The sequence below is a fragment of the Enterococcus sp. DIV2371 genome, assembly GCF_050498525.1.
GTDB classification, from domain to species: Bacteria; Bacillota; Bacilli; order Lactobacillales; family Enterococcaceae; genus Enterococcus_B; species Enterococcus_B mangumiae.
The window spans coordinates 3,087,109-3,102,031 of sequence record NZ_JBIPAJ010000001.1; the positions used below are offsets into that span (position 1 = coordinate 3,087,109).

Annotated in this window: 8 protein-coding genes; all 8 read right to left on the reverse strand. The window is 39.6% G+C overall.

Features of this window, described 5'->3' with window-relative positions:
- Positions 1–62: 62 nt before the first annotated feature.
- Positions 63–7,181, reverse strand: coding sequence for a QWxxN domain (locus IGL24_RS14505; RefSeq protein WP_429968503.1), 7,119 nt, complete (start codon positions 7,179–7,181; stop codon positions 63–65).
- 120 nt (positions 7,182–7,301) lie between these two features.
- The gene (locus IGL24_RS14510) at positions 7,302–7,946 is read right to left on the reverse strand and encodes a hypothetical protein (RefSeq protein ID WP_207699466.1); all 645 of its coding nucleotides are present in this window, start codon (positions 7,944–7,946) and stop codon (positions 7,302–7,304) included.
- A 440-nt stretch (positions 7,947–8,386) separates the two neighbouring features.
- Positions 8,387–8,593 (reverse strand): hypothetical protein, encoded by a 207-nt coding sequence (locus IGL24_RS14515; protein WP_207115555.1) that lies wholly within the window; start codon positions 8,591–8,593, stop codon positions 8,387–8,389.
- Positions 8,594–8,787: 194 nt separating this feature from the next.
- Positions 8,788–10,344 carry a ribonuclease Y gene (rny, locus tag IGL24_RS14520; protein WP_206853170.1) on the reverse strand — a complete coding sequence of 519 codons (1,557 nt, stop codon included), beginning with the start codon at positions 10,342–10,344 and terminating at the stop codon, positions 8,788–8,790.
- A gap of 287 nt (positions 10,345–10,631) precedes the next feature.
- Positions 10,632–11,672, reverse strand: a complete 1,041-nt coding sequence (gene recA / locus IGL24_RS14525; RefSeq protein ID WP_206853168.1) for a recombinase RecA — start codon at positions 11,670–11,672, stop codon at positions 10,632–10,634.
- Positions 11,673–11,777: 105 nt separating this feature from the next.
- Positions 11,778–13,022: a competence/damage-inducible protein A gene (locus IGL24_RS14530; RefSeq protein WP_207699464.1), complete on the reverse strand. Its 1,245-nt coding sequence runs from the start codon at positions 13,020–13,022 to the stop codon at positions 11,778–11,780.
- Between the two features lie 219 nt (positions 13,023–13,241).
- Positions 13,242–13,820, reverse strand: coding sequence for a CDP-diacylglycerol--glycerol-3-phosphate 3-phosphatidyltransferase (gene pgsA, locus IGL24_RS14535; RefSeq protein WP_019723896.1), 579 nt, complete (start codon positions 13,818–13,820; stop codon positions 13,242–13,244).
- Between the two features lie 171 nt (positions 13,821–13,991).
- Positions 13,992–14,882 (reverse strand): helix-turn-helix domain-containing protein, encoded by an 891-nt coding sequence (locus IGL24_RS14540; RefSeq protein WP_207699463.1) that lies wholly within the window; start codon positions 14,880–14,882, stop codon positions 13,992–13,994.
- Positions 14,883–14,923: the final 41 nt, after the last annotated feature.

The following is a 14,923-nucleotide window of genomic DNA, read 5'->3' on the forward strand; positions in this document are numbered from 1 at the left end:
CTTGCCTCTATACGTAGTACTGCCCGCTTTCTTTAGCTATTCTCCTTTATTTACCATTCATTTTATAGACTGACCTGTTTTCCCTGTAGGATCGTCTGTTGGTAAGTGATTGTCGTGTTCGTCTCTTTACTAACCTTTTTGCCACGCTTGATGATTTTTGAAAAACTAGTCGCTCCATCCCCTTTTTTAGCAGTTGCTCCTGTCGACATTTTTGGTCGTTCTTCTTTCCTTTCTAAACTTTTATCTTGTTCTATAACTGAAAAACCACCTCTTTGCATTAGATCTGAAAAACGAAACAGCTTGCCATCGCTCGATTCTTCTTTAATTTCTCTTTTGAGGCGTGGTTGATTTTTGGGGTTCTTTTTATTGTCAATACCTCTCATGATCCTGTCAAAATCCGCTGCCGTATCCCTTTTCTTGGCAGGTGCTTCTGTTGGAGTTTTTGGTCGTTCTTGTTTCTTTTCTGAACTTTTCTCTTGTTCAGTGCCCGAAAAAATCCCGCTAGATTGCTGATCAGTTACCGTCGCCTTCGTTTCTTTATTCATTTTTTTGTTATTACTCATACCCCCTGAAAAATCAGCCGTTTCACCCCTTGTTTGAGTAGGTACTGCCGTCGTCATTTTAGGTAATTCTTGCTCTTTCTCTAAATTTTTAGCTAGTTCTAAAACAAAAAAATCACCTGTTTGCATCATCGCGAAAGCAGTCAGCAACTTTCCATCGCCCAAGCCTTCTTCCTTTGCTTCCCTTTTGACACGCGGTTGTTTGTGGAACTCATTTTGATTTGCGAAATCTCTCATGATCGTTGCTAGTAATTGCGCATCCGTCAATTTAAAGTTGGTAAATAATATAGGGTCCGTTTCAAACGCTTTGATGACCGCTTTTTTAGATAAGTGAGGGGCATTTTGCTGTTTTGCTACTGCTGTAACAAATTGATCAAAATTCGGATGTTCAAAAAACTTCTTATATCGTGCTAGAAAATCAGTTTTCACATTTTCCCCACTCGGTAAAAAGCCAGTAGTCGTTAGCCCATATCTCACAACATCATACGTTCCCGAAACAACATGTGTGGTTTCATGCGTGATCGTTAATCCTAGAGGCGCTGCCATCTGGATTCCTGGTAAAATTTCTGGTCTTTTATGAAAAGCATCCGCATTAATAATAATGCGACACTCCGCATCTTCTCTCAATACAAATGCATAGGCTTTCGGACTATCATTACTATTGGAGTAATAGGCATGTGTCTTCTCATCTAGAACATAATCAGTCGAAACGACCCAAACATTTTCAAATCCCCAGTCTGCTGATTGTCGTAGAAATTGCTCGCCTTTTGTGGCGATCGAAAGTAGTCTCTTTACTGTTTCCTGCAAAACTCTCTCTTGCTGATAAGTATATTTCAAGTCAAGGAAGTTTATTAAGTATTGCCCTTCAGCTGTTTCTGCGATTTTATCTACTTTTAACAATTCTAAACACACGTCTTTGACGATCCCGAAATTCTCGATTGCGTTCTCAAGCTCTTGTGGAAGTTTCTCCATAAACGGTCGAAGTGGTTCCGGTACCTTACTTATATCTAAACCGAAAAAAACGCGAAACTTGTCCCCTGGTTTCAAAGACAATACTTTGACAATCTCATCAGAAATCGCTTTTTGGGCGCGAGCCTCGTCAATTTCGACAATTCTTTGTGGCTCTGGGACAAAATTCTCCAATGGTTTTATCTGAACTAATTCATCTTCCCGCCTTGAAATTCTGTGCATCACTGAATACTCGATTGCATTTAGCATGCTGTACCATCCCCACCATCTATTTGGAGATTCTGGAAGAGTATTATACGGCGGATACAATGGATTCTCCCTCCTCTGAGCAACTGCCCCTCCACTAGATGAAGCTACAGTCTCACCTTTTGAAGTGCCTGCTTGTGGAGAATTCGGTCTATTGTGTTGGATAGTCACTGGATATTTTTTACGTGATTTCTCTAAAGGCGTTTCAAAGCGAAAAGCACCACTAGTTGGATCCAATCGTAATACTGTCATCGGCGCAAGCATATTTTTTTTCACTAAATGATAACGATTCGTTTCTTTATCCAACAAAACTAGAGGAATATATTGTTTTTTGATTCTGATATAAGAACGCCCGGCAGAATTCCACATCAAACCATTTTCATCCGGCGGGGACAGCGTAGTAGGAGTTTGTAAGGACTCATACTGATTTAGTTCCTTCCCTATTTTTTCACGTACTGTTTGCGAGATCGTTGGACTCGTTTCTTTTTCAAAATACCACTCTATCCCATTAAAGTTTACTGGATATACCACTCCTCTATCATATACATCATAACGGATACCATGCTTCTCAATTGCGGTGATTCTGACAGGAACCAGTTTCTTATCCATTTCAATGAATGTTTGGCGAAAATCTCCTGCTCCAGTGATAGTTAGAGTCGTTCCTTCCCCGTAAGCGTTAGGATTTAAATTTACCTCTTCGACAGCTAGATCTCTGTTAGGAATCTTACTTGAAATTTGGTGAATCAAATTTTTTTGTCTGCGTAAAAAAAATGCTGGTCCCTCAAACAATCTTAGCTTTGTCCCTCGCAAGGTAAAACGTTGCCCATAAACATCCCCCTTTTTTAAGTCCGATACTGGAACATATAAATGGTTATGCACACGTTTCACGAAGATTTCTGGACCATTATTTGGTAAAGCCGCTTGCGTATAACTTTTAGTCAAATCGTCCTTTTCTATTACAAATTTTTCAAGTTTTGTCGCTACTTCCTTGAGTTCCTTTCTAATAAACACTTGGTTTTTCAAACGTATCAAGCCCTTGAATAAGACTTGTGAACTACTAGTCAACAATTCTACTCCTGGATCAACATAACGTATCGCGCTCACCGCAAGCGATCGAAGTTCTGATGTTTTTGGAAGATAGCGCGCACCATGACGTACAGCACCTGTAACACCTTGTTTCATGATCATTCTTGCCATACCAAATGCAAATCGCGTATTAAGTGAAGTGACTTGCCCTAATACAGGAATCAAAGAAACGACATCCAGCATACAACTGGGAACTGCCTCACCAACATCTTTATTAATAATACCGACTACACAATCGTAAAAAGGAATGAGATGTTTGAAAACATCCCGAACTTTTTCAGCTGTTGTTGTCTCTTTCCCTGAATCAAATAGTTGTTGATAGACTGTATCCCTGTGTTTCCCGCCAATATAATCGATTAGTCTCTCCTGCGTATTAACTTGCGATAAGGGTTTACTGCGATTAAATTCTAATTTAAGCGTGTATGGCTTATCTCTGATCAGAACTTTATCGTCGTATTTTCGAAATTCATTTTTCCAAAGATCTTGTCGGTCAAAAAGCCCATACCGAAGATATACCATCGCATCTTTATCCACACGATAAAGCTTGTAACCGCCATCTTGTTCCAGTCTTTTTAACGCATAGAACCTTTCTTCACTGCCACGAGTAACGACAAATAAATCTGTCTCAGCCAATTTAAGAACCGTCTCTACTTCCACCTCTTTTGCTAAAAAGACGGGTGGGAAACCGGATGAACCTGGCCCGCTTGCCGGGTGACTTGCTTTATGACTCAATACTGCTTTCGCATTGTAAATACGACTTTCCGATGAAAAGATAAAATTCAAATCCTCTTTGTGAAATGAATCCACTGCAAGTCGTATCAGAAAATGATCCAGCGAGTAAAATGATTCAGATACAGCTTTAGTCAATCGCTTATACCATTCATTGACATCTGGTGGAACCCACGGACCCGGACAGGGATTTCCGCCAGAGAGATAAATTTGATCCGCCACAAGACTAACCTCTATACCAAGTCGCTCGCACTCTTCCAGTACTTCATCCACAAGTGCTGATTGTCGACGCCAGTTAATCACTGCTGTTTGATACGATACGACAAGATCATTGACAATTCCTTGCTTTTTTACTAATTCAAAATAGCCTTGTTGTAAATAATTGATAAAAGTACTTAACACTGCTTGTTTATAGTCTCCCTTTGCCAAGGCTTCTCTTAAAATATCTGGGCTCAACTGAGCGGTAGCCAGTGTCGCTGGAACTAAAAGATGTGAAATTTCTTCGACAGTCGAAATTCCTTTTTCGATAATGCTTTCAAAAAAAAGTTCACCTACTGATTTGATTTCTGTCTGATTGAATTTATTAAGACAACCTAGATCCTCTAGTATTCTAGAACCTGTCATCTGCATTAAAGAATCATAATCAGAAATCAATTTATCGTCGCCCAACTCACTGGATTTAAGAAAATAGTTAGGTAATGCACGGTTCATAAAAGAGACCCATAGTTTAGTTATGTTCTCTTGTATTCCCGTTTTTTGGTCTACTTGTTGCGTTGCAGATTTCGATGGAATATTGATTAGACCTGCCTTTTTCAATTCTTCGACTGAAAATGACTTTCTAAGTTGGCCGATCGTAAAAGTAGATGGGTTAGATGAATCAATGATTTTTTTTGCTGCATAGCCTTCAATTGTAGTACCTAAGACATTTTCAATCGACCATTTCATTACGGTCATCTCAGCATTCTTATCTGAGATGACTTCCTCCGACTGCCCACCATATAGTTTTAACTCCTTCAGGATGACTTTTGCTACCTCTTGGATTTTTTCAGATTTGATGACACCATCCACTCCAGTTTGACTAAACCATCCCCCCATAGCTGCTAAAACATCTTCTTTGGTGGCTTGGGTAGCGGACAACATGCCTTTTTGACGGAAAAATGACTCAACTTGTGTCATGACTTTCTTATCCAACCACTTATTGATTATTGCTGCTGATCGAGATGCTTCTTTTGCATGCCCCATTCCAGAGGGAGGTGTTGTTTCCAAAACCAAATTATTGATCTCAATCATGTCCCACAGCCACTTAGTGAACGTGATCTCTGCGCCTTTATTTGAAATGACACCATCTACTTCTTCGCCAAGAATGACTTGAGCAACTTGTTTCATTTTAACCATGTCTATCACTTCTTGGTTTGCGCCTTCCAACAATACCCAATTTGAGACGACTGTCGCAAAAACATTGATATCCGAAGTATCACAGTCTACGCCTTTTTCAGTTAAAAAGTTCGCTACTCTTTGTTTTGCTTTCTCTACCTCTATGCGATCTACAGTAGTGTGTAACTCTTTTTCCGGCTGACTAGTTATTTGTGGCGTAGAATCAAAATCATTTGCCTCAAAAAAACGTTCAATCTTTTTTTTCACTTCTTCTTCTTGTTCCTGTTCTTGCTTTTTTTTGATTTTTTCAATATCAATTCCAGGACGATCGCCTTGCCCTTTCTCATACTTATAGCCAATCTGTGCATTATTGTTTTCCCACTGCAATACAATCGCTCGTGCCTCACTATCCGTCAAGGGTACTGCTGCCCCACCGTAAGCCCTCAAAATCATATTCGCCGCTATGTTCTGCCTTTTGCTGATCTCATCATACTGTGCGCCTTCAAAGATCCATTTTTGCAACAACAAAACCAGTTGGCGTGGCGTCGCCGTTGTTAAATACATTTGTTCTTTATAAAGGAAATCTCCGACTACCTCATTTGCCTTTGGCGTATTCTCTCGCAGATCAAAAATCTGTTCATGGTAATAAATCGGCACGATTGGTGTTTGCTTAGGAATACTCTCCGGTCGACCAAGGATAAAGTCTCTATAGATTTGGTTGTTTTCTTTTAAATGTTTTTGTACTTGAAGAATCGTGGCAGGCTCTTTTGGTGATAAATCATACTGAATGGTTTGTCTCGTCTTTTCTTTATAGCGATATCCCGCTAGCAACGTGTTGGTTTTCCATTGCTTATAAATTGCTTGCAATTGTATATTGGATAAGAAATCTCCTAGTCTGCTATTTTCAATCCCGTAACCTTTTTGGATAACATGAGCTAAATACTGCGCTCGCTCTGACTGTATAGTTTGGTCATTATTCCAATTCCTACCTGCCCAACTTTGAACAATAGGAATCAACTCCAAGTCAGTGTCTATCTGTCGAACAACTCCTGTACCGATGAAAAATGACTTAAGCATCCGATTCACATCAGTTGTCTTATTTTTTTCTTGAAACATTTGTTCATCAAAGTTAAAAACTGGCAATAATTCTGACTGATCAAAGGGTTGGATATCTTGAGAGATGGCTTCAGTGATACGAAGGACCTTTCCGTAGTCAGAAGCACTGACTGGATCGAATAAATAATTCGTTCGATTATTTTCTGCAATCGTTTCATTCTGTGTTTGCATTGGATTTACATCAATATTCTTAATTTCAGTAAAAGTACATGATTTGAACACATTATTTGTTTCCCATTGAAAAAAAATATTGATTGCTCGAATTGCGGATACTTGCACGGCTGAAAGGCCATAAGCACTAAGAATGATCTTAGCCAGCTGTTGTCTCTTCTCAAGAAGTTCATGATTTGATCCTCCTCTGTTTGCCCAACTTTGAAGAGCGAGAAAAAAATCATTGAGTGGTTGCTCTTTAACCGCGCATAATTCACTATACTTTTCACAAACAGCCTGCCTGATTTTTTCATTTGCTCTATCTGTTTCACTGCGCTGTCCAAAGACTTCTTGATCATACCAGAACGGTGTAAATGGTTCGTTGATTGGGACGGGGGACGGTTTATTTTCCATATAGGCTAACATGACTTTATCGATTTTTTCATGCATTTCTTCAGAAAGTATTTGTGAGGATTTCAGTCCGATAAGCGTTGGATTTGTGGCTAATTCAGCTAAAAGTGTCGGAACCGTCGGCTGTGTAGGAATAGGTGCTGCTTCCGCGCCAACTCCTATTTTGAAATCATAACGTTTAACAAAACGATCGAACGCTTCTGAGAAATCTCGGGCTAAACTAACCAGTTTTTCAGCGATGCTTACGTCTGTTCTCTGAGGTGCTCGCCTTTTTGTGTCATTTGTCAGAAGTTGCTGCTTTATAATATGCTCTCGCTCATATTTTCTATTATCTTTACCTAACGGATCAGAAGTTCCAGAATCGCTCGAAAAAGTTTGTATTAATAAATCTGTGAACTGTCCTAGAATATTGTCGTTTGCCTCTGTCTGATTCCTTGAATCAATTATCTGCTCTTGCTGATGAAAGAAGGAGCTGAACGTTTCAGTGAGTCCATCCCAAAAAGAATGGATACTAGAAGTTACATTTTCTGGTATTGGCACATCTGTCGTTGTTTCATTTGGATAGTTTTTCTCAAAATTCGTTTGTAATACATTTTTTACCCTTTCAGCAGCATTCGTTGCATTAAAATGCTGTGGATCATTTACATCCGTGCTTTTTTTTTATGAGAACTGCTGTGGGGAAACGATTTTGTTGCTTCGCGTTTCATTCAATGTTTGTGATTCAGCGATTGCATTTCGACAAACTGTCTTAAAGTGGATGTGTGTATGATTTTTGTTTTCCCACAAGCCGTGCTCTTTTTTATGATAAGCTTGTTGGGTCGTCGTACAATCAATAAGCTCCGTGATCCCATGAGCAAATTTATGTACTTTTATACTAAACTGATGAGCCGCACTTGCAAAATCAAGCGGCGGAGAGACAACTTCTGGTTTATTTTGTTGGATTTGGGTGGTATTGGTGGGTACTGGTGGGGTGATTCTTTGGGGGTAAAAAGTCGAGCTAGACTTAAGATTAGGCATCCGTACTTGATTTCCAACCTGTTGTATTTCAACATGAGTATCTACTTTTAAAACAGCACCTGAATCTTGGACAGCTCGTTGCTGCGTAGGCAGGTCCTCTGGCATCCTTAGCCCTGCTAAAATATTCCACATAAAGAGGAATCCTACAGGGGTTAGGAGGTCTGTAGGAGTCTGTCCTGACCTATTTACAAGGTCCTTCACCATATCATCTCGCTCTTTTGGATTATCCTTCTTATTAAAATCGTTGTAAAATTCACCGATTTTCATATTAAAATCTACTCCTGGCATTGTTTTCACTCCTTCATTAAAAGATGTACAGCTACTGAATAAGGCGTTACATTTTACTCGTTCTACTTGCTTTTTTTCTAAATCGATTCTCCCCTTCACTTTCATCATACAAGGCGATTAAAAATTTATGTGCCTTTTATTCAAGTATTTTAGAAAAAAATGGTCAATTAGATGGCATTGAACACTCAAAAATAAATTACCTGTTTTTGCACACGTTTGTCGGATAACTAGTGCATCACATCTTTCCATATTTTTTTCCGAATGCGTGTACTCATCAATCAAATAGACTAGAAGAATGATTTTCATATGTTCTTATCAAATAAAAGTATTTTTTTGCCTAGACAAAAAGGGCTTCATTTAGGTAAATCTTTCACACGAAAAAGCGACAGAAATGCCCCCTTTCTGTCGCTTTTTTGACTTATACATCAAATCTTTTCTTATTATTCTGTTTTAACTTTTTTTTTTGATTTAAATTTAGCTACTGACAATCCGATTACATTATAAAATATAAAACTATAAATACCACTAGGTCTAAAATCACGATTTACGATATATTCAACAGTAATCCAGAAAGCACTTCCAAATAAGCCTGAATAAATGACGATTAGATAAGGATGATCGTCAGCAAATTGTTTTATTTTCATCATTGGGATTCTTTAACTCCTGATATTGTATTTATTCCAATTATCAGTATAGCGTTAAGTGGCGATCTATTTTTATATCAGTCCTGAAAGAGCATTTTAACGTCATAATCGTTGGCAATGTCTGGTATAAACTAAAATCCGTAAAAAAATGACCTGACAGATTAATCTGTCAGGTCACCCTATTTTTAACTATTTTTTTATTTCGCATAATCGGTTGCACGAGTTTCACGTATCACGATCACTTTGATATGACCTGGGTAATCTAGGTCATCTTCGATTCGTTTACGGATATCGCGTACTAAGCGCACGGCATCTAAATCAGAGATTTCTTCTGGTTTGACCATGACGCGTACTTCACGACCGGCTTGGACAGCAAAACTTGATTCAACACCTGCAAAGCTGTTTGAGATCGTCTCTAGACTTCTCAAACGACGGATGTAGTTTTCTAATGATTCGCTTCTTGCGCCTGGACGAGCCGCTGATAATGCGTCTGCAGCAGCCACTAACACAGAAATAACAGAAGTTGCTTCCACATCGCCATGGTGAGAAGCGATTGCATTGATCACGACTGGATTCTCTTTGTATTTCGCTGCTAATTCTGCACCGATCTCAACGTGTGAACCTTCGATTTCGTGGTCTAATGCTTTCCCGATATCATGAAGCAATCCTGCACGTTTGGCTAGTTGGATATCTTCGCCTAATTCTGCTGCTAAGATTCCTGATAATTTTGCTACTTCGACCGAGTGTTTCAACACGTTTTGACCATAACTTGTTCGGAAATGCAAACGACCCATGATTTTGATCAAGTCTGGATGAAGGGTATGTGCGCCGACTTCAAAGGCTGCTTCTTCTCCATACTCACGAATGCGTTCGTCCATTTCTTTACGTGATTTTTCAACCATTTCTTCAATACGCGCTGGATGGATCCGGCCATCTTGAATCAGTTTTTCTAATGTCATCCGTGCGATTTCTCGACGAATTGGATCGAATCCTGAAAGCACGACTGCTTCTGGTGTATCATCAATGATCAAGTCGATTCCTGTAAGTGTTTCAAGTGTTCGGATGTTTCGTCCCTCACGTCCGATGATACGACCTTTCATTTCGTCATTTGGTAATGTCACGACTGACACTGTCGTCTCAGAAACCTGATCTGCTGCACAACGTTGGATAGCCAATGATAGCAAGTTTTTCGCTTTGCGATCTGCTTCTTCTTTTGCACGTTGTTCTGATTCTTTTACCATCAAGGTCAACTCATGATTCAACTCTTCTTCAGTTGACTTCATGATTACTTCTCTTGCATCTTCTTTCGATAAACCAGCAATTTTTTCTAATTCTTTTTGTTGATCTTCAATCAATTTTTCAACGTCTTTTTCTCGCTCTTCAATTAATTGCTGTTTTGAACTAAGTGCCTCTTCTTTACTTTCAAGTGAGTTTTCTCGTTTTTCTAACGAGTCATCTTTACGATCTAACGTTTGTTCGCGTTGGATCAATCGATTTTCTTGAGATTTCAGTTCTAATTTACTTTCTCTCAGCTCACTTTCAACTTCAGAACGATATTTCTGATTTTCTTCCTTAGCTTCCAACAATGCTTCTTTTTTTAGAGTTTCTGCTTCTTTTTTCGCACCTTCAAGAATACTTGCAGCTGATGTTTTGGCACCAGCGATCTCTTTTTCATGACGTGACTTCGCAACCATAAACCCTAAACCAAGACCGACAATTAAACCGATGATAGCGAGGAGAATGTTGAGTCCCATAAAATCCACCTCCATACTATCTTTTCCATTTTTATCATCTACCAATTTCTATGATAAATTAATCTAAACTATAAATATGCTGTTGCATATGCGCACAAAAACATGCACAAGTTTATTCTAATGTTTGTTTCCAGTAGTGTCAACTTTAAATGCGAAAGAAACGGCTTCCTTAATTTTCGTAAAAGGGTGGTTTTAAACATAAAAACAATCGTTCTTTTTGCTCTTGTTTTAGACAAAAATAAAAAAACATCCGGTAGTTATTCCACTACCGGATGTTGCTTACTTCTTTATTCATCTAAAGGTAATTCTTCTTGTGTTTCTTCTGGTACTTCGATCGGTTCGCCGATTCCGTAAGCTGCACGCACTAATGCAGATACTTCAGCCATCATTTCTGGATGGTTAGCCATGTAGATCTTCGCATTCTCACGACCTTGGCCGATACGATCTTCTTTATAAGAATACCATGCGCCACTCTTGTCGACGATATCTTTTTCAACAGCCATATCCAATAGTTCGCCTTCTTGTGAGATACCTAAACCGTACATCACATCTACTTCAGCGATTTTGAATGGTGGAGCTACTTTATTTTTAACGACTTTGATTTTTGTGCGGTTACCGACAATATCTGTTCCTTGTTTCAATTGTTCAGCACGACGTACTTCTAAACGGATCGTTGCGTAGAACTTCAACGCACGTCCCCCTGGAGTGATTTCTGGATTACCGAACATCACACCAACTTTTTCACGAATTTGGTTGATGAAGATTGCGATCGTTTTTGTTTTGTTGATCGATCCTGATAGTTTACGTAAGGCTTGAGACATCAAACGAGCTTGTAACCCTACGTGTGAATCACCCATTTCACCATCGATCTCTGCACGTGGTACTAAAGCTGCTACTGAGTCGACAACAACGATATCTACTGCACCACTTGATACCAAGGCATCAGCGATCTCTAATCCTTGTTCACCAGTATCCGGTTGAGAAAGGAGTAATTCATCGATATTTACCCCTAATTTTTGGGCATATTGTGGATCTAAGGCATGCTCCGCATCGATAAATGCTGCAGTACCACCATTTTTTTGTACTTCAGCGATTGCATGAAGTGCAACTGTTGTTTTACCTGAACTTTCTGGGCCATAGACTTCAATGATCCGGCCACGAGGATAGCCACCTATCCCTAAAGCGACATCTAATGCAAGCGAACCACTAGGGATCGTCGAAATTTGTTGGTCGATCTTTTCGCCCAATTTCATGATTGAGCCTTTCCCATAGTTCTTTTCAATTTTTTTCAATGCAGCATCTAAGGCTGCTTTACGATCATCTGCCAATACGATAATCCTCCTTATTTTTACGACTCAAAGTAACATTTCATTACGTTTATAATATCTTTTTTATTTACAAAAAGCAAGCAAAAACCGAACAAATATTCGCATTTATTTTTTTCTTAATAGTTGCTTCCTTAGCAGATCAAATCCTTGCATCATTGCACTATTTCTGATTGCCGAACGGTCTTTTGTAAAGTGATATTCCTTCGCTTCCACCCCTTCTTTTGAAGCAATAGCAAGCCAAACTGTGCCAGCAGGATGTCCTTCTAATGTATCTGGTCCTGCCACACCAGTTAATGCTACTGCATAGTCTGCACCGACGAGTTGTCGGGCATGTAGCGCCATTTGTTCCGCGCACTCTTGGCTGACTGTGCCAAACTGTTCTAATAGGCCTGGATCGATGCCTAAGAGCTTTGCTTTCGTGTCTGCTGAGTAAGTCACAAATCCACCTGAAAAGACTTGTGAGACCCCTGGGATCGCGCCTAGTGCTGATTGAAAGGCACCAGCTGTCAAACTCTCAGCAACCGTCACTGTTTTTCCTTGCTCTTTTAGTAAATCGACGACTGCTTGCGGTAAAGAATAATCATCGCCATATCCATAAAAGTATTCACCGACGCGCGCTTGGATCTTTTCTTCCAATGCGTGCAACGCTTGATTCCCTGCGTGGATGTCTGATGTTTTGACGGTCAATCGCAATGTGACTTCATTTGGCTTCGCATAAGGGGCGATCGTAGGATTGATTTGTGTAGCGATCAAGTCTTTTAGATCTGTCACTAATTGTGATTCACCGATTCCATAAAAGCGCAATACTTTTGAGATCAGCTTTTCTTCTGAAGGAAAGTGTTGTTCTAACAGTGGACGCACTTGTTCCATAAACATCGGCTTCAGTTCACTTGGTGGGCCAGGTAGTAAAAGATACGCATTTTTTTCTGTTTGGTAAAACGTGCCTAAAGCTAGACCCGTTCGATTTGGTAATGGGGTGCCACCTTCAATGATTTGGGATTGCTGTAAGTTATTCTCTGTCATTTTTCTTTTTCTGGTTTCGAAAAATGCCAGTAATTTCTTATATCCTTCTGTATTTTGGATCAGTTCTCTACCAAGGTGTTGTGCGACAACTTCTTTGGTCAAGTCATCTTCTGTTGGCCCTAATCCACCACATAAAATGATCAGCTCGCTTCTTGATTCAGCTAGTTGGAGTAAATCATTCAAACGAGTGGGATTATCCCCGACAACGGTATGATAATAGACGTCGATCCCTAGATCCGCGAGTTGTTCGGATAAAAATGTCGCATTCGTATTCACGACTTGTCCCAGGAGTAATTCTGTTCCTACTGCTATGATTTCAGATTTCATGTTCGATCGCTTCCTTTAGTTGGGTTGGTTCTGCACCACCCCTATTTATCTGTAAAATAGTCTTTATTGACTAATTGTCTCTACTCAATAGTATACGCTATTTGATGATAGAATCATTTCTCCTTGCTCATTTTTTTCTTATTGTCTCGTCTTTTTTCCAAAAAAAACAGACCGGAACAACCGATCTGTTTCTGATAATAACTAAGTGATTATATGATTTTACATTGACCCTTTGAACACGCCACGATTTTTGATGAAGTAATCGACACCTGAATAGATCGTAAAAATCAGACAAGCATATAACATGATTTGATCAAGAGGTACATTGATCAAGTTGAATGGGATATTGTTGATAAATAATAAAATGATCGCAATCATTTGAGTAGCTGTTTTTACTTTCCCAGGCCAAGCAGCTGCCATAACTTCCCCATCTTCAACAAGCAATAATCGTAAGCCTGTTACAGCTAACTCACGGCAAACGATGATCGCGATCACCCAAGCTGGTGCTTTGCCTTGACCGACTAACATGATGAAAGCTGTCATGACCAACATTTTGTCTGCTAATGGATCAGCAAATTTCCCGAAGTTAGTGACTAGCCCACGTGAACGAGCAATTTTCCCATCGAGCCAATCCGTCACACTTGCTAACGCAAAAATGATTGCACCTACTAATTGTGTGATAGCTAGTGACGTTGTTCCCACCGTTAATTGCCCCCAATCTAACGGAAGGCCGACGACTAAAATAAACACTGGAATCATGCAGATTCTAAGTACAGTTAATTGATTTGGTAAATTCACAAGAACGACTCCTTTCTTTCCTATTTTACGTCAGTCCAGCAAAAGTTTCCACCAATAGTCTCTCAATTGCTAAACAAACTTTTCCTCACTTTATTCACTAACACTCAAACAATAAAAGAGAGCCAAGGGCGAGATTCCGGCTCTCTTTTACATAATTGATTCTTAAACTGGTTACTCTGCATACTGCAAGGAAAGCGAGATATTCTTAAGGCTCGTATTATTTGGTCCTGCGTTGATCGGAAGTTCTTCGCCATTTAATTTGACCGTCGCGTTACTCGCTGCGCCAAGTGTGATCATTGCATTTGTTGTATTTTCTGGAAGCTCAGTTGTTTTTGTATCATTGGCAACCAAGGTTTCTTGGTAGTGATAGTCAAACGTATTGTTCAATTGGACACCGATCCAGACACGCTCATTCGCTGTGAATTCCAACGTGATCGGTTTTTTCGCATCCTTTACCTCGATCGAAATCGCGCTTCCTGTATCTTGACCAGGCGTGATGGTCATTTTTTTCTCTTCTTCTGTTGATTCTGTGGTCGATTCCACTGTTGATTCAACCGTCGATTCACTTGTCTCGGTTTCCTCTTCTGTGATCGAACCAACGACAGATACCGTTGAAGCTGTTCCACCAATGATTGGTTCAGATTGACGATCTTGCCATGACATATATGCGACCACTGTGATGATCGCTACAGCCACTAGTCCCAATAAAATCACTGGCAGACTTGTCCAAAATTTCGTCAGGTTCTTTTCTTCTTCATGCATGGCTTTTCTTGAGCCACTCACAGTTTCTGGTTCTGGTCGTTTTTGGATGGTTTCATCTGCAAAAGATTTTTTCCCATCAAAAACATCCACTAAATAATCCCCATCTTCACCAACCGCTTCTGCATATTGGCGAATAAATGCACGAACATAAAATTTACCTGGTAGTTGATCAAAGTCGTTTTGATCGATCGATTCCAAGTAACGTTTTTGAATTTTCGTCATTTGTTGTAATTCATCTAAAGATATTTTTTTGTTTAAACGGGCTTGCCGTAATTTTTCCCCGATGGTTTCAAAAGCCACTCGTTCATCTTCTCCAGTCTGTGTATTCTAGTCAGGAGGTT

What these genes read in the sequence shown, in the direction of transcription:
- rny (WP_206853170.1), bottom strand. Translation starts at nt 10,344, where the DNA reads ATGGGACTCAACATTCTCCTCGCTATCATCGGTTTAATTGTCGGTCTT.
- IGL24_RS14515 (WP_207115555.1), bottom strand. Translation starts at nt 8,593, where the DNA reads ATGATGAAAATAAAACAATTTGCTGACGATCATCCTTATCTAATCGTC.
- IGL24_RS14510 (WP_207699466.1), bottom strand. Translation starts at nt 7,946, where the DNA reads ATGCCAGGAGTAGATTTTAATATGAAAATCGGTGAATTTTACAACGAT.
- IGL24_RS14530 (WP_207699464.1), bottom strand. Translation starts at nt 13,022, where the DNA reads ATGAAATCTGAAATCATAGCAGTAGGAACAGAATTACTCCTGGGACAA.